This window comes from Streptococcus salivarius, from assembly GCF_000785515.1.
Lineage (GTDB): Bacteria > Bacillota > Bacilli > Lactobacillales > Streptococcaceae > Streptococcus > Streptococcus salivarius.
Genome location: NZ_CP009913.1, coordinates 1,092,077 through 1,116,948, shown reverse-complemented (window position 1 = coordinate 1,116,948; position 24,872 = coordinate 1,092,077). Strand labels below are relative to the sequence as shown.

Sequence of the window (24,872 nt, the reverse complement as noted above, 5' to 3'; positions counted from 1 at the left end):
ACGGGAGTATTTTCTTAAATCTTTATTTCTATTGAATTCGAAAAAATAGGTTTCTTTTTAAACGAAAAAAGTAGCCGGCTGTTTTTCTAACCAACTACTTGGATGCTCCTTAACCTATTAGGGATAAGTTCAGACGCTTTCTCTTTCTATAAGTTTAAATGGAATAATGACTTTTTGCGACTTAATCTTAGTCGCTTTAAGAATCCCAAGAAGGTTTTGAACACTTTCTTTAGCTAGTGCCTGAATATTAATGTCAAATGTGGTCAAGAAAGGATGCATGATTTCAGCAAAAGTCGAATTATCGAAAGAAATAATGGCATAATCTTCAGGAACTCTAAATCCTTGGTTGTTTAACCATTGAATGAGACGAAGGGCAATAAGGTCATCCTTAACAATCAAAGCTGTCGGAGAAAATCTTTCCAATTCCTTTTTAAAAGTCTCGATTGTTCGAGCTGAAAATACAAGTTCAGGTAAGACATCCAAATTTAGATTGTCTGCCACTTCCTGATACCCTTGATAACGTTCCTGTCCTACTTGCCCAAATAAATCGTCTGTGACAAAACCAATCTTTCGGTGACCTTTTGCCTGTAAGTAATTCACAGCTTCATGACCTAATTCCTTATTATCATTATCAATATAGGTTACTTTATTTTCATTATCCACTGCTGCTCCAACCACTACAAAAGGTACTTTTTGTTTTAATAAGTAATCTTTAACCGGATCTTTCTTTTCTGAATAGAGAATTATAAAGCCATCTGCCCGTTTTTGGCGATGCATGAGCTCAACTTGCTTGACTAATTCCTCTAGAGTAGCACCCGTAGCAATACTAACGACCTGAGAATGACAACTAGCCTCTTCATTGATTGCTGTTAAAATCTCCATATAGAAGGGCTGGCTGATATTTTCACGGTCTGTTAAGGGAGGAAGAACAACACCTAAACTATGAGTTAAGCCTGTTGCCAACATTTGTGCTGCTGAGTTTGGTACATAACCTAATTCTTCCATAGCTGCTCTTACTTTAATTTTTGTTTCTTCTGATATAGCCGAGTTATCCTTTAATGTCCTACTTACCGTTGATGGGCTGACTCCAGCCTTCTTAGCAACATCTTTAATTGTAGCCATTATGTCCCTCTCATTCTCATAAAATTTTCTTTATAGTCGTAAAATATAAGAACAATTATAAACTAGATGGGTGTTTTATGCAATCGTTTGCGAAAAAATAATTTTTTTTTTACAAAATACTTGACAGATTGTGGAAACGGTTGCATAATGATTATCGTAAACTAAATTTCTGGAGGAAATAGAAATGAAAAAATGGCAAAAGGTATTACTTGGTAGTGCTGGATTACTTGTGGCAGGATCGCTCTTGGTAGCTTGTGGCTCAAATTCAAGCAAGAGCTCAAGTTCAGATAGCAAGACTTTGAAACTTTGGGTACCAACTGGCGCTAAGAAATCTTACTCAGATACAGTAGCACAGTTTGAAAAGAAATCTGGTTACAAAGTTGATATGGTTGAAATGGAAGATCCAAATGCTCAAGAAAACTTGACTAAGGATGCTTCTACTGCTGCAGATGTCTTCTCACTTCCACATGACCAACTCGGTAAATTGGTAGACGCTGGAGCTATCCAAGAAATCCCAGAGCAATACTCAAAAGAAATTGCTGATCAAGATACTGATCAAGCTACTGTAGGTGCTCAATACAAAGGTAAAACTTACGCCTTCCCATACGGTATCGAAACACAAGTTACATACTACAATAAATCTAAACTTAACGAAGAAGATGTTAAATCATATGAAACAATCACTTCTAAAGCTAAATTTGGTAGCAACTTGAAAGAAGTTAATGCTTATGTAACTGGTCCTCTCTTCCTTTCAGTTGGTGACACACTCTTTGGCCCTAACGGTGAAGATGTTAAAGGGACTAACTGGGGCAATGAAGCTGGTGTGAACGTTCTTAAATTCATCGCAGCTCAAAAAGACAACAAAGGATTTGTTAATGTTGATTCAGCTAACATGATGGCTAAATTCGAAGATGGTTCTGTTGATGCTTTCCAATCAGGACCATGGGACTACGCTGCAGCTGCTAAAGCTGTCGGTAAAGACAATCTTGGTATTGCTGTTTACCCAACAGTTAATATCGGTGGTCAAGACGTTCAACAAAAAGCCTTCATGGGTGTAAAACTTTACGCAGTTAACCAAACACCATCTAAAGGTAACGCTGAACGTATTGCTGCTTCTTACCAATTGGCACAAGCTTTGACAAGCAAAGACAGTCAAAATAACCAATTCACTAATGAAGACCGTCACATCATCCCAGCCAACAAAGAAGTTCAAGCTTCTGAAGCTGTTCAAAAGGATGCACTTGCACAAGCTGTAATTACTATGGGTTCATCTGAGCAGTACACAACTGTTATGCCTAAACTTAGTCAAATGTCAGTCTTCTGGACTGAAAGTGCTGCTCTTATGAGTGACGCTTATAACGGTAAAATCAAGGAAGACCAATTCCTTACTAAATTACAACAATTTGATAAAGATTTGGCAGCGGCTAAATAAGAATCCTAACAATGACAAGGTAAAGAGGTGGGTCAAGTTCCTATCCTCTTTATCTTTTATTGTAGACAAAATAGAAACCATCATTAATCACACATTTATCTGAGGAGATATCTATGTCACAAACAATCTACGACACAACTCCTATGCGCCAAGTCTTTAAAGAAGGTACATGGGATGTCAAATTATCCTTTCTGGTAATGGGATTAGCAAACTTGGTTAACAAACAGTTTACCAAGGGATTGCTTTTCCTCCTTTCTGAGATTGCCTTCTTAGTAGCATTCGTTATTCAAATTGTCCCAGCTCTTCAAGGAATGGTTACTTTGGGAACTCAAGAACAAGGTGAGGCCGTTAAAGAAGTTAATGGCGTTAAACTTACAGTTCAGGTTGCTGGAGATAATTCAATGCTTATGTTGATTTTTGGACTTGCCTCATTAATCTTCTGTGCAGTCTTCGCTTATATTTACTGGTGTAATCTTAAGAGTGCTCGTCATCTCATGGCTCTCAAACAGTCTGGACGTAAAGTTCCTAACTTTATCGAAGACTTCAAGACCTTGGCTGATGGCCGTTTCCACATGGGTCTTATGACTGTCCCACTGATTGGAGTTTTGCTCTTCACAATCTTGCCTTTGATCTACATGATCTGTTTGGCCTTTACTAACTTTGACCACAATCACCCAGCACCTAAATCACTCTTTGACTGGGTTGGTTTCTCAAGTTTTGGTGAAGTCTTACAAGGTCGTATGGCTGGTACTTTCTTCCCACTTTTGACATGGACCTTGATTTGGGCCGTTGCTGCAACAGCAACTACTTTCTTCTTCGGTATTGTCCTTGCCCTCTTGCTTAACACTAAGGGCCTTAAATTCAAGAAAGTATGGCGTACACTCTTTGTTATCACTATCGCCGTTCCTCAGTTTGTATCACTTCTTTTGATGCGTAACTTCCTTAATGACCATGGGCCTTTGAATGGTTTACTTCAAACCTTGCATATCACTAATGGACCTATTCCGTTCTTGACTGATCCTCTCTGGGCGAAGTTCTCTATTATCTTTGTTAATATGTGGATTGGTATTCCATTCACAATGTTGGTCGCAACTGGTATCATCATGAACTTGCCAACTGAGCAGATTGAAGCAGCTGAAATTGATGGAGCAAGCAAGTTCCAAATCTTCAAGAGCATCACTTTCCCACAAATTCTCTTGATTATGGCACCATCATTGATTCAACAATTCATCGGTAATATCAATAACTTCAACGTTATCTACTTCCTTACTGGTGGTGGACCTAAAAATTCTGAATACTATCAAGCGGGTTCAACTGACCTCTTGGTAACTTGGCTCTACAAACTGACTGTTAGCGCTAAAGACTATAACTTGGCATCTGTTATCGGTATCTTGATTTTCGCCATCTCTGCAACATTCAGTCTCTTGGCCTACACAAGATCATCTTCATTCAAGGAAGGGGCTGCTAAATAATGAAACGTAAGAAAAATCTTTACCTAACTGGTACTTATATTCTATTGACAGTTCTAGCTGTTATCTGGTTGATTCCTATTATCTGGATCTTCCTTACAAGTTTCCGTGGTGAAGGAGCCAATGCGGTGCCTTACTTCTTCCCTAAGACTTACACATTTAATAACTACATCAAACTGTTTACCAGCGATGCTTATCCATTTGGAAAATGGTTCATCAATACCTTCATCGTTGCCACATGTACATGTATCCTCTCAACTTTGATTACCGTTGGGATGGCCTACTCACTTAGCCGTATTAAATTCAAACACAGAAATGGCTTCTTGAAATTGGCACTTGTACTTAACATGTTCCCTGGTTTCATGTCTATGATTGCGGTCTACTATATTTTGAAGGCCCTTAATTTGACACAAACCTTGACATCTTTGGTTTTGGTTTATTCTGCTGGGGCAGCACTTGGTTTCTACATTGCGAAAGGTTTCTTTGATACCATTCCTTACTCATTGGATGAATCAGCAATGATTGATGGGGCAACTCGTCTTCAAATCTTTACCAAGATTACCTTGCCACTTTCTAAACCAATCATCGTCTACACTGCCCTCATGGCCTTCATGGGACCTTGGGTAGACTTCATCTTTGCATCTGTTATCCTCGGTGACGTTAAAGATAAATATACCGTTGCCCTTGGACTCTACCAAATGCTTAACCAAGACGCTATCAATGAATGGTTCCTTCCATTTACCGCAGGTGCTATTATCATCGCCATCCCAATCACCCTTCTCTTTATCTTCATGCAGAAATACTATGTTGAAGGTGTAACCGGCGGATCAGTTAAATAATAAAGGATAAATGATATGACAACTCTTAAACTGGATAAAATTTACAAAAAATACCCAAATGCAACTCACTACTCTGTTGAAGATTTTAGTATCGACATCAAAGACAAGGAATTCATCGTTTTCGTAGGTCCTTCAGGATGTGGTAAATCAACAACTCTCCGTATGGTTGCTGGTCTTGAAGAAATCAGTGAAGGTAAACTCTATATTGATGGTGAAGTGGTTAATGACAAATCACCAAAAGACCGTGACATTGCCATGGTATTCCAAAACTACGCACTTTACCCACACATGACTGTTTATGAAAATATGGCCTTTGGTCTTAAACTTCGTAAATATAAAAAAGACGATATTGACAAACGTGTGCGTGAAGCTGCTGCTAGCCTTGGGTTGACTGAGTTCTTAGATCGTAAGCCGGCAGACCTTTCTGGTGGTCAACGTCAGCGTGTAGCTATGGGACGTGCCATCGTTCGTGATGCTAAAGTCTTCCTCATGGATGAACCTCTCTCAAACTTGGATGCTAAACTTCGTGTCACTATGCGTGCTGAAATTGCTAAAATTACTCGTAATATTGGCGCAACAACCATCTATGTTACTCACGACCAAACAGAAGCCATGACTCTTGCTGACCGTATCGTTATCATGAGTTCTACTAAAAATCCTGATGGTTCTGGTACTATCGGCCGTATCGAACAAATTGGTACACCTCAGGAACTTTACAATGAACCAGCCAACAAATTTGTTGCTGGATTTATCGGAAGTCCTGCTATGAACTTCTTTAATGTTAAGGTTGATGGCAACCGTATCACTAACTCTGAAGGCTTGGATATTGCAATTTCTGAAGGTCAAGCTAAAATCTTGAAAGAAACAGGTTATCAAGGCAAAGAAGTTATCTTTGGTATCCGTCCTGAAGATGTTTCAAGCCGTCCAATCGTTCAAGAAGTATATCCAGATGCCAATGTAGATGCTGAAGTCGTCGTTTCAGAGCTCCTTGGTGCAGAAACAATGCTTTACCTAAAACTTGGAGAAACTGAATTTGCTGCCCGTGTTGATGCGCGTGACTTCCACAATCCAGGTGAAAAAGTAAATCTTACTTTCAGCGTTGCAAAAGGTCATTTCTTCGACGCTGAAACAGAAAAACGTATCAGTTTGTAATATAAAAAAATCAGCTCAAGAGGCTGATTTTTTGTTTGGCATGATTAAACCACATTCTAACTTTTACTTCCTGACACTCACTAAACAACTCTCTCAATCTATGATATAATATCCCTTGGCACCTCGACACCGCCTACGAAGGGAGGTGAGTTTGCCTATGATGGATTTACTATTCAAAACTATCATCGGACCCATTGTGGTCGGTGTTATCCTTCGTCTAATCGACAAGTGGTTAAACAAGGATAGATAGTGCTAAAAAAGACCCCGAGCTTATGTGGAAGTTAGCTTGGGGTCTTTTCTTGCCTATGATATAGACTTACTATTCAATACAGGTGTATTATGTCATAAAAGCTTAGAATTGTCAAGAAACTAGAGTATCTAGGAACTAGTCTTTCTTCTCAGTCTCATGATCCTTTTTATCTTCATCAGTCTTATTTACAGCTGCTTTAAATTCGGCTAGCATTTTACCGATGGATTGGCCGAGTTCTGGCAAGCGTTTAGGACCAAATATGAGGAGGGCTCCTAGGACAATAATGATAAGTCCTGGGGCTCCGATATCACGTAGAATTCCCATGAGATTTCCTTTCTATTTATCTTTATATTTTCTTTGTTTGCGTTTATAAATGAACTTACTTAGAGTTACGCTAACTTCATAAAGCAAGATTAAGGGTGCCGTCATGGCCAGGTCACTGATAAAGTCAGCTGGTGTTAGAATGACCGCCAAAACCAAGAGAATAAAGTAAGCATAGCGTCTATAGTGTGTCAGAAAAACTGGTGTTATTATGCCGATAGATGTCAAAAAACTCACAACTACGGGAAGTTCAAAGAGAACAGCTAAAGGCACTGTCGTATGCAGTAAAAAACTAAGGTAGTTCTGTGCTGTAATTTGTGTATTAAAGAGCCCTTCGCCTAGTTTTAAAAGCACTTCTAAGATAGCTGGACTAACAAAATAATAACCAAAAGCCAAACCCAATACAAAACAGACAAAAGTTGCTGGGATATAAGCAAAGATAGCACGCGCTTCATTGTCCCTCAAACCTGGTTTCACAAACTGCCAAATCTGGTAGGTGGTGAAAGGCAAAGTGACCGTAAAAGCCATGAGACTAGCCAAGTTAATGTAAATCCAAAGAATATCGTTAGGCCCTAGAACTAATAAAGGCTTGTCAAATCCTCTGGTTAGATAAGCATAGAGTTGCCCAGCAAACAACAGAGTAATACAAAAAACTAGGAAAAAGCATAACACTACTGCAATGAAACGTCTCCGAAATTCCACCAGATGCTCAACAATAGTCATCTCATCTTTATTTCTTGCCATGCTGTTTCACCGTCACAAAGACAATAATAGCAATAAAGATAAGTTGTGGAATCAAGACTTCCCAGCTTGGATAGATACCAGCCCAATCAATGGTTGGGAAACCACTAATCAAATGATTAGACATCATATTAGTTAACTGAAGGGCATGAACACTGACACCGAGCATCTTGAAGGCCAAGGCATAAATCAACCAAGTCAAAATAAAGAAAATGCGGTGCGGTTTAATATAGTGACTCGCTTTAGTCATAGCCACAGCAATGATAACAAGAACTGCAATAGCTAGAGCAATACCAATCAAGAAATTAGCTGTCGTGATACGTGGAATAATACCGACATAGAAAAGAATAGTCTCGGCCCCTTCACGGAAGACAGCCAAGAAACTGAGTGCAAACATGGACACAAAGCTTCCAGTAGCCGTCACCGTCTTCATCTGGCGGTCCATAAAGTCATTCCACTGTTTGACTGAAGACTTGCTATGGAGCCAAACTCCAATCAGAATCATCATCGCAACTGCAAAGATACCAACGCCACCTTCAATAATTTCACGGTTAGCCCCCGAGGTCACAGCTGGAAAGACAACTTGTAAGATAACAGCTATAACTGCGCTAGCAAGAACACCAGCAATGGCTCCGCCATAAACCCATTTGAGTCCCTTACGCATCTTGGCTGCCTTAAGAGTAGTCACAAGGGCCATAACAATGAGGAGGGCTTCAACCCCTTCACGTAAGAGAATCAACATGGCATCAAAGGCATTATAAGAAGCACTGGTATCGATAGCTGATAAGTCTGTAATCAAGGCTTGCAGTTTGTCCCGATAAACTTTTTCTTTTCCCTTAACCATGATAACAGGTGTTTCACTTTCCACACGCGTATAAAGGCTTGGATTAGTTGTGCTTACATCGCCTTCAATGGTTGGCCAGATAGTGATGAACTTCTTCATAGTTGCCGCAGCCGTTTTGTCATCACCTGCTTGGAATTGACCTAGAGCCTTTTCCAAGAGCTTAATACCATCTTTTAGGGTTAAACTTGTGCTTGTGCTATCAAGAGGGACACCCTTGATAAAGTCATCAATCCCACCCTTGAGATCATCATAAGATGACTGGATGCTGGTGAAATCAGTAGGCTCCGTCTCAATGCTACTTCGCAAAAGTGAAATGGCCGTCTCAATCTTGCCGTAGTAGGCAGTACTGTGGTCACGGACAACAGCTTCATTTCGCGTCCAAGCATTATTTAATTCACTGTAAGTTTTGCGTGTTGCAGCCAGGTCTTTGGCCGTAATGGCATCCTGTAAGTTTTTGAAATAAGGCTCTAGGCGTGTTTCAAGTTTTTCCTTTTCGGCATCTAAATCAACAGGATTTTGCTCTTTCTCAAATTTAAGAAGGGCTGACGAAATGGAGGTTAGGTCCTCTTCTGTCACGTCACCCTTAATATCAAGAGCCTTGCTAACTTTTTTACCTGCCTTGGAATCGTGATTTTCTTTTGTTTCGAAATCAGTCTTAATCTCAGCAACCAATTCCTTAGCTTTAGCTTGATCTTTATTTTGAACAGCTGTTGTCGCATCTGTAATTTTGATATAGAGGTCACTGTATGATTCAGCAGCTACTGGATAGGTCCAGAATAAGGCTAAAAGCCCAAGTAAAACGAGGAGTTTATTCAAAGAGTGCTTGACCAAGGTAGCCTCCTTTCTCCACGCCAGCAAAGCAAGCAAAGAGCCCACTTCCGATATGGGTGATGTACTCGTTCATCTTGTCTACAGCACCAAGATTGGTCTGAATTTTAACAAAACGGTCTGGATCCTTTTGGTAGGCAATGAAAATCAAACCTGAATCAAACTGGCCAGTTCTCTCATCAATGCCATCTGAATAGGAATATGAACGACGTAAGATAGGAAGGTCTACTTCTTTAGCCAAACGGACATGCGAATCGACTGGTAATTTTGACAAATCTACTTCGTCAAACTCATCTTTCTTACCAAAGGGAGCACCTGATTCCTTGTAACGACCAAAGGTGTTTTCTTGTTCCTGCAAATTAGTACGATCCCAAGTCTCCAAATGCATCTGTACCAGACGAAGAGCCATATAAGAGCCACCCTTCATCCAATCTTTACTATCAGTCCAGACAACCTTGTCGAATTCCTTTTCCGTCGTAACATTGGCAGTACCGTCCTTGAAGCCAAAGAGATTTCGAGGCGTTTCCTTGCGGTCTCCAATTGCAGCAAAACCTGATTTACTCCACTTCATGGTAATTTTATTACGACCTTTGCGAATCAAATTGCGAACAGCGTGGAAAGCTACTTGTTCATCGTCTGCACAGGCTTGAATCACGATATCACCACCCGTATACTTGTCCTGCAACTGCTCCTTAGGAAATGGAGGCAAATCACGGAAGAGCTTAGGACGTTTGGATTCTAAACCAAGTTTTTTAAGAAAATCAGCCGAAACTCCAAAAGTCAGACTCAGGCGATAGGGATTGAGTCCCACCGTTTCGCCTGTATCCGTAGGAGGCAAGAGGGCATTAGAACCATCCTTTTTTACTAGCTCACCTTCTACTAATTTACTACTATAATCGGTCCAGTCTTTAAAAAGCTGGATGACTTCTTTTTTATCGGTTGTATGAAGATCTAGCACCACCAAGTAGCAAGCCTTCTGCATAGGAGTCGTAATCCCAGCTTGGTGCTTGCCAAAGAAGCTAATATCTTCATCACCATCATAAGCCTTTTTACTTGAACTATCCTGATTAGCGAAAAAAGCAGATGCACCAGAAAGACCAAGCGCAAGCCCAGCCCCTCCAATACCTGCTTTTTTAAGAAATTCACGACGGTCCATTTTTTGATCTAAAAATTTTTCGTCAGTCATTTTTCTTATTTCCCATCTAGGATAACACCCATTTGTGATAATGGTTCACCAAGTTTAGTTACAGCTTCGGCCAATTCCTTAGTATCTGCCTCACTCAAATCTGTATAAGACTTATAGTTTTTCTCATCAGTCATGTGTTTGTCCAAAAGACCATTCACATTCTTGAATTCAGTTTCCAGAGTCTTCACAAGTTTAGCATCTTTCTTTTGGATCAACGGCTTGAAAAGTTCAAAGATTTTTTCTGCCCCTTCAATATTGGCACGGAAGTCGTAAAGATCAGTATGTGAGAAGACCTCTTCTTCACCTGTAATCTTTTGAGTTGCTACTTCGTTCAGAAGGTCAACAGCACCTGTCAACATGATATCTGGAGTAACTTTAACAGTTGCAATTTTAGCTTTGAGTTCCTTAATATCGTTAACCAATTGATCTACATAGGCAGCTGTACCCTCTGTCGTGTTGTCTTGCCACATGATACGTTCGATACGGTGGAACCCTGACCAACCGTCTTCTGATTTATTTTCGTCCATGTAATCAACCAAACGGTAGTCGATTTTCACGTCAGACTCACCAAAGCTTTCTGCAATCGGTTCTGAACGCTCGTAAGCCATACGAATCAATGGGTATTGTTTCTTAGCTTCTTCAAGATTTCCTGACTTGAGGGTTTCACTGAATCCTTCAGTATCTTTCAAAAGCTGATCAATTTCGCCTTCTACGAAAGTCTTATAATCACTTGTGGCCTGCTTCAATTGCTTTTGCTCACTGGCTGTGAGTTTTGAGCTAGTTGAGCTTGAATTACTTGAATTACCAGATTTGGCACAAGCCGTCAATAAAAGTCCTGATGCCAAAAGAACAACACCAAGTTTGCTAAGTTTTTTCATGAATGTCTCCTATTTTCAAGATAGTGTTCGACATTTGTCGTTATATATGTGAATCGTCGTTTTAACATTAATAAAGAACGAACGATGATAAGTCAATAATGATCTCTCGTATGTAAGAGAACATATCTAAACTAACAGAAGAAACCAGCACTGTCAACGGTTTTAGGCTATTTAAGAACTATTCTAAAGAGCAGATAAGAATGATTCTAAATAAAAGAAAACAACAGGAAATAACCTGTTGTTACTTATTATTTTGTCCGACGTTTTCGAAGGAATCCTAGGCTAAGAATACTTAAGAGACCTGTTACAAAGAGTCCACGATTTGTCTTTTCACCAGTGGATGGCAGTTGCTTATCAGTTTGACGACTAGCTTCAGTCTTAGCCTGATTATTGCCATGAGCAACAAGCTCTACATCTCCGACAAGGTCCTCTGGACTTGAGGTCTTGACTCTTGTTTTAGTTACCTCAGTATCTTTGCCACCAAATGACACAGTCTTCTCAGAAGGCTTAGCTACTTCCTCAGTTGGTGTCTGAGCATTGGTTAAACGAATAATCGTCGCTGTTAGTGGGTCCAAGGTCAAGATGTGATTGTTGATCGCAACACCTGATAGCTCACTAATTCCAGATAGATTAACTTGATTGCCATCTGCTAAAACCATATAGGATAGACCATTTGTAAGCTTGCTCAAATCAAACTGACGAGCCTGGCTATCAGCATTGACATAGACAAGGTAACGGTCTCCATTGGAAGCAATTGTTTGGTATCCTAATACCAAATCCTCTTGAGCAACATTGTCCTGACCTGGAACCGTCAATAGTGTCACACGGGCATCCACATCTGCTTTTGATTTGAAATTGAAGGCATCCGTCGACTTACGTAAGGCAATTAACCCTTTGGTAAAGGCACGCGTTTTCGTATTTTCTGGGAAGGCCTGGCTATCAGTCGCCTTAGTCCAGTCAAAATGGTTAACCGCATCACTTGAATCATAAGAATCATGGATGAAGTAAGGATAATCAAATGGATTGCCCTTTTCATCAACTAAGAGGTGCGACTTGTTCGGCACCTTGTCCTCAGATACAGGATAACGGTAGGCAGGATCACGGAACTGTTTGGTGCGGCCGTATTCCTGACCAGAGTGAATAAATGGTGTTCCCTGAGCAGTCAAGACCATGAGGTTTCCTAGACGCAAACGACGATGAATTTCAGCATTATTCTCAGGCTTGCTTGGATCCTTCTTGATTGATTGGGCGATGATATCAAAAAGGGTCAAATTATCATGAGCAGCAATATACTGAATAACATCTCCTGGTGAATCAGCCTCAAAGTTAGTTGGCTGTGCCTTGATATTATCAAAAACCTTATTAATATCACGTTTTCCACCTGTGATGAAGGCCGGTGTTCCCTCGTTTGGATAACCTGATTTGAGGGTATTTCGAATATCATCTGAAAATACAGCTACGGTATCTGTGTCTTTCATCCAAGACTGATCGGCAGGCTGAACAGGGCTATTTTCATCACCAGCATAAGTCACCCAACCCTCACCAAGCATAATGAGATTTGGATTAAGGGCGCGTGCAGTATTGTATGCTTGCTCGATACTTTCAGCATCATGGTCACCCATCATATCAAAACGGAAACCATCTACTTTATATTCCTTAGTCAAATAAGCAATGGAATCCACCAAGACACGACGGCTCATATAGTGAGTCGTACCTAGACGACCGCCTCCAAAACTCGAACGAGGAGTGCCATCAGCATCCATAAAGTGATAGTAATTTGGCTCAAGGTCTTCAAAAATAGCTGTCTTGGCTGTATGATTGTAAACCACATCCAAGATAACACCCATACCATGGGCATGGATAGCTGCAACTAAATTCTTGAATTCTTCAATACGTTTAGCTGGATCACTAGGGTTTTCAGAATACATACCCGTCAAAGAGAAATAGTTTTGTGGGTCATAGCCCCAGTTGTAGTTACTATCGCTTGATGCATAGGCAGCCAAACGCTTGCCATTTTGCAATTCATTAACAAAATAGTAGCTCAATACTGGCAAAAGCTGAATATGAGTAACCCCAAGGTCTTTAAGATAATCCAAACGCTCCGCAAAGGCTGCAAAAGTACCAAACTGGTGCCTCAATTCAGTTGAGATAGCCTTGTCAGAGGTGAAATCTCGGACATGAGCCTCATAAATGATGGCATCTTCTCGAGATTTAAAGTTAGGAATCTTAGCGTAGTCAAGGTCTTTTGGTCCATAATTAGCAGGATCTACAAAGGCAGCCTTGGCAATCTTGTGTTCAGGTCCCTTGTTGGCATCGTCACTATTCCAAGCTGCCAGAGATTTCGCATAAGGATCAAGAACAATTACTGACTGATCTCCACGTTTAATGCGGTATTGATAGAAATAACCAGTTAAGTTTTCAAGGCCAAAATCAGTCGCAAGGAGGTCAGCTTGCCAAGTACCTCTAGGGCCTTTGCTTAGAGCGTGTTCAGCCAGCACCTTGTCTTGATTATTCTTATCATAGACAATGATGTCTACTTGATCAGCACTTGGTGACCAAAGTGTCACATGTGCCTTAGTACCATTTTCTTCTAGTCGAGCACCCAACTCACCATCATAACTGTAGAGGGCATCCTTTAATTGCCAGCTCTCAGATGTTTTAAAACTATCACTGCCCAAAGTGACCTTGTAAGGCAGATTTTCTGCAGCAAAATCACCTGTTAAAGTAGCTTTTTTAAGTTTAGCATCCAAGTCAAGCTGTTTAAGAGTGACACTGTTACCATCCTTATCCGTCACCTTAAGGTCTTTAAGAATATCCTCAGATGAGACCTCGTCTAAGTTGGTGAAGCTAAGTTCGATTTTGCTTGGACTAAGCTGCTGAACCCCAGTCAAACGCACATCCTTGACAAAGTAAGGGTTGGTGTAGACTGTCGGATCAGTATCTCGTACGAAAAGCTGACGAGATTTTTTCAAGTCACTAAATTTATAATCATTTGGTTGAATTTTCACATCATCTCCAGTTTTGCTCTCATCTAAGAGTAAAAATCCTATCGATTTTGCCGCTTGTGTTAGTGGAATATCTAAGTAGGCACCATACTTACCATTCGGTTGGAAATTGACACCATCAGGCCAATTACTTGGAGCGTCCTTAACATCACCCCAATACCAGACAGACTTATTGCTATAGTCACCATCCGTACGGAAATAATTGATACGAACGTGGTCTTGAGGGATAGGTTGATAGCTGTAAACTTGGAAATCTTTGTCAATCCAGGCCTCATTCATTTGAGGGCTAAGAATTTCGACTGATTTATCCCCTGAAAGGTTCGTTCCAGCAGAATTATTAATCAAGAAGCTAAGTTTTTTAGGTGCTGAAGACAACTTCACATCTAAATAGACACCATAATCATCCTGTTTGGCTTCAGCAAATGAGGTTGCCCCTGTCGGCCAGGTCCCCTTCTGAGATGATGGTGTCTCAACATCATCCCAAGTCCAAAGACCAAGAGACGACTTGTCTTGACTTGGCAACTCTTGGAAATGCAAGCGAATAGTCCCCTCAGCAATAGGATTTTCAGACGCATTCGTAAGAGCTTGACTATTATTAGTACTTACTGTTTTTGGCGTGTTTTCGCTAGTTTCAGTTAGCTTGGTAGTCTCAGTAGGGCTAGTATTTTCTTCTGGAAGAGAAACTGGCTCATTTGCCTTGGAAACAGAGGTACTCTCAGCTGTTACAGGAGCTGCTGGCGTTTCAGTTACTAGACCACTGGTAGTAAGACTCGAATCAGCTGGTTCTACCTGTGTGCTTGATTCGGTCGTTGATACTGCTTCATCTGCCTTGACGACTTGAACAGCAGAAAAGCTCAAAAAAATAGCTCCAATGGTTACAGAAGCCAAACCTAACTTGTACTTGCGAAGGCTATAACGAAGGATTTTTCCATCATTAGCTTGAGTATTTCTTTTCATAGAAACTCCTTTTGTTAACGTTTTCATGTTTTTTAATATACCATTTAGCTTTCATTTATGCAAGCGTTTTCTCTCTTTAAAAATTAAAAAAGAGAGAACCATAAGATTCTCTCAATCTATTAATTATAAATAGAATAGTAACGCTTAATCCCTGCCACAATTGCGTTAGCTAAAGTCTCCTGATAAGCAGAGGTATTCAATCGAGCTGCTTCTTGAGGATTTGACAAGAAACCTAGTTCAAGAAGGACTGCTGGCGCTGTCGTTTCACGCAAGACCGCAAAGGTTTGACGTTTCACGCCTTGATTCTGAGCACCAGTCGCATTAATCAAGCTAGACTGGATGGCATTGGCCAAGGTATCACTCATGCTCAAACGAGTCGGATTAGCATGATAGGTCGCATTAATACGTGATGGATATTCTGCATAAGGTTGGTAATAATAAGTCTCAATACCCTGTGCTGCAGAACTTCCTGAAGCATTGATGTGAATACTTACGAAGATATCTGATTCAGAAGCATTAGCTGCACGTGAACGATCCGTCAAGTCGACATAGGTATCACTTGTGCGTGTGGTTACAACTTGATAACCTTCTGCTTCTAGTTTAGCTTTCACACGGCTTTGGATAGCCAAGGTCAAGCTCTTTTCAGAGATACCAAAGTACGAAGCTCCTGGATCATAGCCACCATGCCCAGCATCGAGATAGACAACCTTATTTAAAACATCGTAATTTCCTCTTGATGCCGAACCGATTTTCTTAGGGGCTACCACATCAGCTGAAGTTGCCCCAAAGCCGATATTCTTACCTGAAGCATCAACAATATAGCCATGAACGATGTACTTGCCTGAATTCCACTTGTGCTGGCTAGCTTAAATAGTCACCTTATAGGAACCGTCATCCTGTTTTGTGGCATTATGCCAAACAAGATCATCCTGACCATTTTGCTCAGACCAGACTGGGATAACCACACCTGAAATACCACTTGGCTTAGTTTCATCGACATCAACCACGGTCTCAGTCAAATACTGACGGTTGCCATCCTTATCGACGAGATAAACATCTGCACGGTATTTACCAGTTGAATGTTTATGGTCTGAAGCCTTAATTGTCGCACGATAGCTACCGTCTGCTTGCTTACTTGCCTTATGCCAAACCAAATCGTCCTGTCCATTAACCAGACTCCATGATGGTACCAAAATTTCTTTAATGCCATTAGGAGCAACAATATTACGAACAACCGCATCAAAAGAACCTGTTGTAGCATTGTTATTTTCAATAGCTAAGCTTGCACTTAGACGAGCTTGACTAACTTCCACCACTTTTTCAGTCAAGTAGAAACGCTTATTAAAATTATCTACGATGTAGGCATCTGCACGGTATTTACCAGTTGAATTTTTGTGGTCACTTGCCTTAATGGTAGCTCGGTAAGAACCATCCGCTTGTTTCGTCGCCTTATGCCAAATCAAATCATCTTGACCACCAACGAGACTCCATGACGGTACTAAGATTTCTTTCACACCTGTAGGAGCAATGATATTTTTTACCACAGCGTCAAAAGTGCCTGTAGCTGCATTATTATTCTCAATCGTTAGGCTTGCACTTGGACGAGCGTAATTAACAGATACTACTTTCTCAGAAATATAATGTCTCTTATTTGTTCGATCAACAACGTAGGCGTCTGCACGGTAATTGCCAGCCTCACCCTTGTGATCTACCGCCTTAATGGTTACACGATAAGAGCCATCCATTTGCTTGGCTGCCTTATGCCAAATCAAGTCATCTTGACCATTGGCTAGACTCCAAGATGGAACAAGAACCTCTTTAACACCCAAGGGTGCCACAATATCTCGAACCACAGCATCAAAGGTACCAGTTACCTTGTTGTTATTCTCAATTGATAAGCTAGCCTTAGGTTTTAGAACATCAGTATCATAAGATGAACCTGAGGCATGAGTCAACTTAGCAGGTTCAGCCACGTTATTGCTTGAAACCTCAGAAGCAGTCGATACCGAAGCATTTTCTGAACTCGCTAGTGTGTTCGCCTGAACTACAGATTCAGAGGCAACGACTCTTGATTCAGATGCTACAATCGTTGTTGAGCTTGCTTGGCTGACTTGTGGAGCACTTGAGTTTGCTACTTCACTTGTAGCAGTAGCAGCTACCGCCACGGTTGAACTTGGTCTTGCTGATGGTGACTCTTGCGCAAGAACTGCTCCACCACCAAAAATATCAGCTGCAGTCGCAGGTTGATACTGATTCCCTTCAGTAACTGTAGGCATTTGAGTGGATACCTCATCCGCACTGGCCACCTGAGTGGTCACCGCCATGAGGACAGCTGCACTGGCATAGTAGATAAAATCTTTTGTTCGCATTTAACTTTCCTTTGACACTTTTTAATACGTCACCCATTTTACCATAGAAAATATCTTACGAATAGAGGAAAAGTGATAATTCTCTAAAAAAACCACAAAAATGATAAAAATTTAAGTAATTTCTATGCTAATAGTACTAACACAACCCAAATTAATAACGTAAAAACCTTATAAATATAAGATTTTGATCCTTTATATAATATTCTGAAAATAGGTAAATAACAACATAACTATCAAAAATCAACACTAAAAAAGCCCTTAGAAGTTTCCTTCTAAAGACCTTTGATTGATAGATTAAGCAAAGACAGAGAAGAATGGTGCACCAAGCTTAGTATCCATTGCATCTCTACTCTGAACACCATGAATGTAATCCAATGAATACCATCCATTGTTATTGGCGTTAAATGGATCACGAACATATGTTTTACCATTATCATAGCCATGAAGTACGATTTCATGCGTGTAAGGATAATTGATAAATTGACTTGCTCCTACTGCCGCCAAAACGTGTTGCCCTGACATCAAAGCTGAGGCAATGTTAGCAATACTTGAAAGTACGTTGCTCTTCAGACCCCAATTTTTACTTGCTAATACAATACCATCTGCATCAGTACCAGCGACTGATGTTTTGTTAAATGAATTTGTATTGTAGTACAAATAATCTGCAACTGTCGTTGGTGCAATGACAGTTCCCAAGATATCTGTAAAAGTCATGGCAAGTGATGTTGGAACACAGCCAGATTGATCCATATTGCTGACACCATACCACTTAGAAGCCCAACGAGGATCACGTTGAGAATAATAAGTCGTCTGAGGCTCAACACGACGATTACGTGGAGCAAGAGCTGTCTCACCAAGGTTGAATCCGTCTACAGTATTGTCTACATAGTCTACATAAACATGAGTCGTATAGTTACCAATGAGATTCTTATGATTAACAGTCGATACATTGATTTCAGTATGTGTTCCAGTAGGTGCCGTATTGTACCAAGAAAGGTTTCCTTGGTTGCTTTCTGACCATACAGCTACACGGATATTCTTAATCTGACGTCCTTGTGGCGCTTGATCAACTACAACTGTAAAACTACCTGCTTCTGAGTTAACATTAGTGATATAGGTTTGCGTTTTAGTCTTAGCATTACGGAATTCAAGAGTTGTCGTTGTCCCTCCTACACCAACTTGTGACCCATCATTTAAAATGTAGTACAAATGAATATTGTACAAACCTGTTGAATTTTTGTGGTTAGTAGCTTGAACATTTACCGTATAAGTGCCATTAGCTTGACGTGTGGCTTCATACCAACGAATGTCATCTTGACCATCTTTTTCAGACCAAATAGGTACTTGAACAGTACGAACACCTTTAGAACCATAGACATCACTGATAATGACATCAAAAGTACCAGTATCATTATTGTTATTAACAACTGAAATAGTACCGACTGGCTTATTATGTTTTACGTCTACAATGGTTTCAGTGACATAATGACGTTGGTTGGCATTATCTACGATGTAAACGTCAGCACGGTAATTTCCTAGTGAATTTTTATGCTCACTAGCCTTAATAGTGACACGGTAGCTACCATCAGATTGGCGACTAGCCTTGTGCCAAACGAGATCATCCTGTCCATTAACGAGACTCCATGAAGGAACTAAAACTTCCTTAACCCCATTTGGTGCTACGATATTGCGGATAACAGCGTCAAAAGTACCTAAATCAGCATTATTATTTTCAATAAAGAGGCTTGCACTAGGACGAGTTTGAGAAACTTCTACCACTTTTTCAGTAAGGTAGAAACGTTTGTTAGAGTCATCTACAAGGTAGGCATCGGCACGGTACTTACCAGTTGAATTCTTATGATCCGTTGCTTTGATAGTCACTCGGTAAGAACCATCGGCTTGACGAGTTGCCTTATGCCAGATAAGGTCGTCTTGACCACCAGCTAAACTCCATGAAGGAACAAGAACTTCTTTCAAACCTGTAGGAGCAACAATGTTACGAACAACTGCATCAAAAGTACCTGCTGCAGTATTGTTGTTTTCAATCGTAAGGACACCACTTGGTCGAGCATAATCAACAGCCACTACTTTTTCAGCAATATAATGGCGATTGTTAGAGTTATCCACGATATAAGCATCGGCACGGTAATTTCCTTTAGTGCCCTTATGCTCACTTGCCTTAATGGTTACACGGTAGCTGCCATCAGTTTGCTTAGTCGCCTTATGCCAAATAAGGTCGTCTTGGCCATTTTCAAGACTCCATGATGGCACCAAAACTTCTTTAACACCTAGTGGTGCTGAGATATTGGTGATAACGGCGTCAAAGGTTCCAGCCTTAGCATTATTGTTTTCAATAGCAAAACTTGCTTTAGGTTTCAACTGCTCAGGTGTCTTACCAATGAAGACTTGCGTAGTTGTTCCACCAACACCCGTCAATTGACCATCTTTTTGAACATAATAAAGGTGGATATTATAAAGCCCTGTCGAGTTTTTATGAGCTGAAGCCTTAACGTTTACTGTATAAGTTCCATTATTTTGACGGTTAGCCGTATACCAGATAATGTCATCTTGACCATTAATTTCTGACCAAATTGGGACAGAGACTGTTTCAACACCATTTGGTGCTTTGACATTAGAGATGACAACATCAAAGCTACCAAGAGTTGGATTATTGTTGACAATAGAAATGGTTCCACTCAAATTGCCTTGAGTTGCATCAACCTCAGCACTAGCATTAGCTGTGAAACGTCCTGTATAATCCACGCTGTGGTCGAAGACATGTTTACCTGGCAGGATATTAGCAGTTGCTGTAAACTGCCAAGCACCAGTTTTAGCATTGTAACGCATGTTTTTAGCGCTTGTAGCTGTAAGAGTTGATGATGGGTACTGTGCGACCCAGAAATTTTCGATACCAAATTGAGAGGTTGAGACAGGTCCACGGTAGCCTAGATTATTCTCATCCAACCAGCTGGCACTTGTGTAGAACATCAAGTTGTTGTATCCATGCTTACGCATTTCGTTAACCCAAGCTTGAGTGTTACGGTTGATATTTGGAAGCATCTTAGAGTCTTCGAAATCGTTAACCATAACAGTGCTCTTTGGAAGGTTAAGATTTTGTGCAGCTTGAATGTAGAAACGAGCCTCGGCACGTGCTTCTTCCTCTGTTGTGTATCGAGAAAAATGATAGGTAGATACTTGAAGACCGGCAATTTGAGCATTGCGAACTTGTGATGGTGCTTTAGGGTTGTTGTACCAAGTATCCTCAGTCAACTTGACAACGACACCACCAACACCTTGGCGTGCAAGAGCACGATAGTCATCTACACTGATTTCACCATTATGGCTGCTGACATCGATAAAAGTCTTCGGTTGCACCTTAAGAGTTGGCGAAGGAACATCCGTAGAATTCGTTAATTTAGCAGGTGTGGCAACAGCGCTGTTAGGGGCTTCAGAAGCTGTTGAATGTGCAGAAGCGGTCACACTCTCAGAGCTAGCGTTTGAAGTCACTGCTGATGTAGACGTAACAATCGTTGTTGAGTTAGCTACAGATGTTGATGCAGTTGCCGTTGCAGCCTCGGAACTCTGTGAAGCAGGAGACGTAGATACCACTGGAACACTAGCTTTTGCCACTTCACTCGAAGCTGCGGGTGCTGAAACCGTTGAGCTAGGGGTTACAGGTAAGGCTGCTTCTCCACCAAAAATCTCAGCCGCTGTCGCAGGTTGATACTGATTTCCTTCAGTAATAGAAGGCGTTTGTGTTGCCACTTCGTCTGCTTGAGCAACCTGTGTTGTGACAGCCAAGAGAACAGCCGCACTAGCATAGTAGATAAAATCTTTCGTTCGCATTTAACTTTCCTTTTGCATTTGTAATACTTGAACCATTTTACCACAGAAAAACTCTCGTGGAAAGGGCGTTATTAAAAATTTTCTAAATAAAATAGAAATATTATAAAATTATAAACGCTACTAAAATAGCGACTTATCTTATTTGAAAACCCTTTAACTAACTATTCGTACTTAACACAAAAAATGCAAAGAAATTTACGAGATTTATCTAAAGATGAAAATTTGCGACAAAAGAAAAATCCTCGAACATCTGTCCGAGAATTTTATCCGTATTATTTACGCTTTGGTGGGTTATGGATTGCTTCTCCAAGTACGTCAGCAAAGGCTTCGTACATGTTTTCAGAGAAGGTTGGGTGACCGTGGATAGATTGCAAGAGCTCATCTACAGTCAATTCATTTTCCATAATTGTTGACGCTTCGTTAATCAATTCAGCTGCAGCCGGTCCAATGATATGAACACCAAGGATTTCATGGTACTTCGCATCTGCAACGACTTTAACAAAACCTTGAGCTTCGTTTGAAGCAATAGCACGTCCATTACCAGCAAAGCTTGATTTACCAATGAGGACATCACCATATTTAGCGCGTGCATCTTCTTCAGTAAGACCACACATTGCGACTTCTGGGTGTGTGTATACAGCAGCTGGTGTGTAGTCAAGGTGAGCCTTACGAACGTTACCATGCATAGCATTTTCAGCTGCAACTTCACCCATACGGTAAGCAGCGTGAGCAAGCATCTTAGTTCCGTTTACATCACCCGGTGCATAGATACCAGGGATTGATGTTTCTTGATAAGCATTCACTTTGATACGACCACGGTCTAATTCAAGGTTAAGATTTTCAAGACCATCCAATTGAGGGACACGACCGATAGAAAGAAGGGCACGATCCGCTACAATTTCTTCACCATTGTTAAGTTTAAGGGTCAATTGGTTGTTAGCTTCTACAATCTCAGAAACCCCAACAGATGTCATAATCTTCATACCCTTCTTAGCAAGGATTTTTTGAAGTTCAAGAGATACTTCCTTATCCATAGCAGGAATAATGCGGTCAGCCATCTCAACAACAGTCACTTCTACACCGTATGAGGCATAAACAAGACCAAGCTCGATACCAACGACACCACCACCCATAACAGCAAGTGATTTAGGCAATTCACGCAAATCAAGGATATCATCTGATGTCATCACAAGTTGTGACTCAATACCAGGAATATTGATACGAGATACTTTTGATCCAGTCGCAAGGATGATATTGCGTCCCTTGATTGTTTCTGAACCAATAGTAACTGTCTTATCTGGGTTAACTTGACCAAGACCGTTGAAAATAGTGACCTTGTTAGCCTTCAAAAGACCTTGAACACCACCAGTAAGGGTCTTAACGACAGAGTTCTTAAAGTCAACTGTCTTATCCATATCGATAGTGTAGTTTGTTGATGCTAGGTTGATACCACGACCTGCTGCAATCTTAAGTCCATCAAGGATTTCTGCATTTTTAAGGTAGGTCTTAGTTGGGATACATCCTTTATTCAAACATGTTCCACCAAATTCAGATTTTTCAACGATGGCAACCTTACCACCAAGTTGTGCACCACGAATGGCAGAATAGTAACCAGCAGGACCACCACCGACAACGATAATATCGTACTCATTGTCAGCAAGAGGTGCTTTTTCTGCAGCAGCTGTTGGAGCAGCTTGGACAGGAGCTTTAGGAACTTCAAGACCAGCTGATTCCAACTGAGCAGTTGCTTCTGCAACAGGTGCGCTAGCAGCGTTATCAGCCACAACTTCACCTTCTGCTCCAATATAACCAATAACCTCAGTAACTGGTACAGTTTCACCAGCCTGACGAGTAATTTTCAAAAGAACACCAGAATCCTCTGCTTCAAGTTCCATGTTCGTTTTATCTGACATGATTTCAAGAAGGATATCTCCCTCATTAACCACATCACCCTCTTGTTTTTTCCACTCGATGATTTCGCCTTCCTGCATGTCCACACCAAGCTTAGGCATAATAATCTCAAAAGCCATTTATAAGATACCAAGAGCGACCAGAAAGCGACTGAAAATTAGGCGTCTGACATGTCAGCCTGCTGACGTAGACAGACGGTCTATTTTCCAAGCTTTCCGCTCGGGTTCAGTTATACCCTCTGGTTCGCCCTCTCCTTTCTATTAAAACTTCAGTTTTCAGATATTTTTTTCTTAAATCAACAATTCCATAGGATTTTCAATCAAATGTTTCAAATCAACCATGAATTTGGCACCATTCATACCATCTACGATACGGTGGTCAATTGTCAAGCATAGACCCATGATTGGTCGTACGACAACTTCTCCATCAACAACAACTGGAGTTTGAATAGTTGCTGAAACACCAAGGATAGCTGAGTTTGGTTGGTTGATGATTGGGTTAAATGACTTAGTTCCAAACATTCCCAAGTTAGTAATAGAGAAAGTTGAACCTGACATTTCTGCAGCCTTCAATTTACCAGCTTGAGCCTTCTTGATGACATCCTTAGAAGCCACAACGAACTCAGACAAACTCATCTTATCTGCACCGTGAACGACAGGTACAATCAAGCCATCATCGAGACCAACGGCAATACCGAGATTAACAAATTTATGTAATTCGATATTTTGTGCATCATCAATCAATGACGCATTGAGGTAACGGTGTTCCTCTTTCATAAGAGTACGCACAACTGCCAAACCAATCAAATCCGTGAAGGTTACCTTCATACCAGTCTTATTCATGATTGGGTCAAGGACTTGCTTACGAAGAGCCATAAGGTTAGTCATATCAACATCATAGTTAAGAGTAAAGGTTGGTGCAGTCAAGTATGAGTGCGTCATTCCCTTAGAAATTGCCTTACGCATAGCAGACATTGGGATAACTTCCACGCCTTCTGGCAAGACTTTTTCAGGTTTAGCTTCAACCACAGGTGCAGCAGCCGCTTCTTTAACTTGCGCTGGAGTACTGATTGCAAGGATATCTTCCTTAGTAATCTTACCACCAAAGCCTGTTCCAGATACGCTAGCTAAGTCAATACCAAGGTCCGCTGCGATCTTACGTGCCAATGGAGTCGCCTTAGGTTGAGCACCTTTAAAGTTCTCAACGTCATCTGCATGAACACGACCTTTTGCTCCAGTTCCTGGAACTTGAGCGAGGTCAATCCCCAACTCACGCGCCACCTTTCGAGCCTTAGGTGTTGCACGTACTTTGCCGCCTTCGTGAACGATAGGTGCTTGTGTTTGCGTTGCTACTACAGGTGTTTCTACAGCGGCAACTTCTTCAACTTTTGGAGCAGCTTCAACTGCAGGTGCACTCGCAGCATTATCAGCCACAACTTCACCTTCTGCTCCAATATAACCGATAACTTCAGTAACTGGTACAGTTTCACCAGCCTGACGAGTAATCTTCAAAAGAACACCAGAATCTTCTGCTTCAAGTTCCATGTTCGTTTTATCTGACATGATTTCAAGAAGAATATCTCCCTCATTAACCACATCACCCTCTTGTTTCTTCCACTCGATGATTTCGCCTTCCTGCATATCAACACCAAGCTTAGGCATAATAATCTCAAAAGCCATATTTTATGATACTAAGAACGCTAAAATGCGACAGAATTTTAGG

The 24,872-nt window shown here is 40.9% G+C and carries 17 protein-coding genes; 5 read left to right on the top strand and 12 right to left on the bottom strand.

Annotated features, from left to right (window positions below; genetic code table 11):
* Positions 1-129 precede the first annotated feature (129 nt).
* A complete protein-coding gene (locus SSAL8618_RS05390; RefSeq protein ID WP_038676011.1) occupies positions 130-1,122 on the bottom strand; it encodes a LacI family DNA-binding transcriptional regulator in 993 nt (330 codons plus the stop codon).
* 184 nt (positions 1,123-1,306) lie between these two features.
* Between SSAL8618_RS05390 and SSAL8618_RS05385 the strand changes: the two genes are divergently transcribed.
* The 5 genes from SSAL8618_RS05385 to SSAL8618_RS10365 all read left to right on the top strand — a co-directional run bounded on the left by SSAL8618_RS05385 (position 1,307) and on the right by SSAL8618_RS10365 (position 6,264).
* A complete protein-coding gene (locus SSAL8618_RS05385) occupies positions 1,307-2,554 on the top strand; it encodes an extracellular solute-binding protein (RefSeq protein ID WP_038676010.1) in 1,248 nt (415 codons plus the stop codon).
* A 113-nt stretch (positions 2,555-2,667) separates the two neighbouring features.
* Entirely contained in the window at positions 2,668-4,026 is a 1,359-nt protein-coding gene (locus tag SSAL8618_RS05380; protein WP_002890944.1) for a carbohydrate ABC transporter permease, read from the top strand.
* Complete coding sequence (locus tag SSAL8618_RS05375; RefSeq protein ID WP_004182537.1) at positions 4,026-4,862, top strand: sugar ABC transporter permease; 837 nt, start codon at positions 4,026-4,028, stop codon at positions 4,860-4,862. Before SSAL8618_RS05380 ends, SSAL8618_RS05375 begins: the two co-directional genes overlap by 1 nt.
* Positions 4,863-4,877: 15 nt before the next feature.
* On the top strand, positions 4,878-6,014 hold the full coding sequence (locus tag SSAL8618_RS05370) for an ABC transporter ATP-binding protein (RefSeq protein ID WP_038676008.1): 1,137 nt from the start codon (positions 4,878-4,880) through the stop codon (positions 6,012-6,014).
* A 157-nt stretch (positions 6,015-6,171) separates the two neighbouring features.
* The gene (locus SSAL8618_RS10365) at positions 6,172-6,264 is read left to right on the top strand and encodes a type I toxin-antitoxin system Fst family toxin (RefSeq protein ID WP_004182539.1); all 93 of its coding nucleotides are present in this window, start codon (positions 6,172-6,174) and stop codon (positions 6,262-6,264) included.
* A gap of 135 nt (positions 6,265-6,399) precedes the next feature.
* Here SSAL8618_RS10365 and SSAL8618_RS05365 read toward each other — a convergent pair whose 3' ends face one another.
* The 11 genes from SSAL8618_RS05365 to SSAL8618_RS05320 form a co-directional block, all read right to left on the bottom strand.
* Positions 6,400-6,588: a twin-arginine translocase TatA/TatE family subunit gene (locus SSAL8618_RS05365; protein ID WP_003092496.1), complete on the bottom strand. Its 189-nt coding sequence runs from the start codon at positions 6,586-6,588 to the stop codon at positions 6,400-6,402.
* A gap of 12 nt (positions 6,589-6,600) precedes the next feature.
* Positions 6,601-7,329 (bottom strand): twin-arginine translocase subunit TatC, encoded by a 729-nt coding sequence (gene tatC, locus SSAL8618_RS05360; RefSeq protein WP_038676006.1) that lies wholly within the window; start codon positions 7,327-7,329, stop codon positions 6,601-6,603.
* A complete protein-coding gene (locus SSAL8618_RS05355) occupies positions 7,316-9,001 on the bottom strand; it encodes an FTR1 family iron permease (protein WP_038676004.1) in 1,686 nt (561 codons plus the stop codon). The genes tatC and SSAL8618_RS05355 overlap by 14 nt, the downstream gene beginning before the upstream one ends.
* Entirely contained in the window at positions 8,979-10,184 is a 1,206-nt protein-coding gene (gene efeB, locus SSAL8618_RS05350; RefSeq protein WP_037600625.1) for an iron uptake transporter deferrochelatase/peroxidase subunit, read from the bottom strand. The genes SSAL8618_RS05355 and efeB overlap by 23 nt, the downstream gene beginning before the upstream one ends.
* Before the next feature lie 5 nt (positions 10,185-10,189).
* Entirely contained in the window at positions 10,190-11,062 is an 873-nt protein-coding gene (efeO, locus tag SSAL8618_RS05345) for an iron uptake system protein EfeO (protein ID WP_038676002.1), read from the bottom strand.
* 248 nt (positions 11,063-11,310) lie between these two features.
* Positions 11,311-15,024 carry a pullulanase gene (locus tag SSAL8618_RS05340; protein ID WP_038676000.1) on the bottom strand — a complete coding sequence of 1,238 codons (3,714 nt, stop codon included), beginning with the start codon at positions 15,022-15,024 and terminating at the stop codon, positions 11,311-11,313.
* Positions 15,025-15,143: 119 nt separating this feature from the next.
* Positions 15,144-15,791 carry an N-acetylmuramoyl-L-alanine amidase family protein gene (locus tag SSAL8618_RS10985; RefSeq protein ID WP_022496643.1) on the bottom strand — a complete coding sequence of 216 codons (648 nt, stop codon included), beginning with the start codon at positions 15,789-15,791 and terminating at the stop codon, positions 15,144-15,146.
* Between the two features lie 99 nt (positions 15,792-15,890).
* Positions 15,891-17,393, bottom strand: coding sequence for a GBS Bsp-like repeat-containing protein (locus tag SSAL8618_RS05335; protein WP_442684747.1), 1,503 nt, complete (start codon positions 17,391-17,393; stop codon positions 15,891-15,893).
* A 294-nt stretch (positions 17,394-17,687) separates the two neighbouring features.
* Entirely contained in the window at positions 17,688-21,239 is a 3,552-nt protein-coding gene (locus SSAL8618_RS05330; protein WP_038675998.1) for a GBS Bsp-like repeat-containing protein, read from the bottom strand.
* 272 nt (positions 21,240-21,511) lie between these two features.
* Positions 21,512-23,269: a dihydrolipoyl dehydrogenase gene (lpdA, locus tag SSAL8618_RS05325; RefSeq protein ID WP_038675996.1), complete on the bottom strand. Its 1,758-nt coding sequence runs from the start codon at positions 23,267-23,269 to the stop codon at positions 21,512-21,514.
* A 171-nt stretch (positions 23,270-23,440) separates the two neighbouring features.
* Entirely contained in the window at positions 23,441-24,829 is a 1,389-nt protein-coding gene (locus SSAL8618_RS05320) for a dihydrolipoamide acetyltransferase (protein ID WP_038675994.1), read from the bottom strand.
* Positions 24,830-24,872: the final 43 nt, after the last annotated feature.

Excerpts from the sequence above, each read along its gene's own strand:
- SSAL8618_RS05335 (WP_442684747.1), bottom strand. The coding sequence starts at position 17,393 with ATGCGAACAAAAGATTTTATCTACTATGCCAGTGCAGCTGTCCTCATG.
- SSAL8618_RS05370 (WP_038676008.1), top strand. The coding sequence starts at position 4,878 with ATGACAACTCTTAAACTGGATAAAATTTACAAAAAATACCCAAATGCA.
- efeB (WP_037600625.1), bottom strand. The coding sequence starts at position 10,184 with ATGACTGACGAAAAATTTTTAGATCAAAAAATGGACCGTCGTGAATTT.
- efeO (WP_038676002.1), bottom strand. The coding sequence starts at position 11,062 with ATGAAAAAACTTAGCAAACTTGGTGTTGTTCTTTTGGCATCAGGACTT.
- SSAL8618_RS05340 (WP_038676000.1), bottom strand. The coding sequence starts at position 15,024 with ATGAAAAGAAATACTCAAGCTAATGATGGAAAAATCCTTCGTTATAGC.
- tatC (WP_038676006.1), bottom strand. The coding sequence starts at position 7,329 with ATGGCAAGAAATAAAGATGAGATGACTATTGTTGAGCATCTGGTGGAA.
- SSAL8618_RS10365 (WP_004182539.1), top strand. The coding sequence starts at position 6,172 with ATGATGGATTTACTATTCAAAACTATCATCGGACCCATTGTGGTCGGT.
- SSAL8618_RS05375 (WP_004182537.1), top strand. The coding sequence starts at position 4,026 with ATGAAACGTAAGAAAAATCTTTACCTAACTGGTACTTATATTCTATTG.
- SSAL8618_RS05380 (WP_002890944.1), top strand. The coding sequence starts at position 2,668 with ATGTCACAAACAATCTACGACACAACTCCTATGCGCCAAGTCTTTAAA.
- SSAL8618_RS05365 (WP_003092496.1), bottom strand. The coding sequence starts at position 6,588 with ATGGGAATTCTACGTGATATCGGAGCCCCAGGACTTATCATTATTGTC.
- SSAL8618_RS05390 (WP_038676011.1), bottom strand. The coding sequence starts at position 1,122 with ATGGCTACAATTAAAGATGTTGCTAAGAAGGCTGGAGTCAGCCCATCA.
- SSAL8618_RS05385 (WP_038676010.1), top strand. The coding sequence starts at position 1,307 with ATGAAAAAATGGCAAAAGGTATTACTTGGTAGTGCTGGATTACTTGTG.
- SSAL8618_RS05320 (WP_038675994.1), bottom strand. The coding sequence starts at position 24,829 with ATGGCTTTTGAGATTATTATGCCTAAGCTTGGTGTTGATATGCAGGAA.
- lpdA (WP_038675996.1), bottom strand. The coding sequence starts at position 23,269 with ATGGCTTTTGAGATTATTATGCCTAAGCTTGGTGTGGACATGCAGGAA.
- SSAL8618_RS05330 (WP_038675998.1), bottom strand. The coding sequence starts at position 21,239 with ATGCGAACGAAAGATTTTATCTACTATGCTAGTGCGGCTGTTCTCTTG.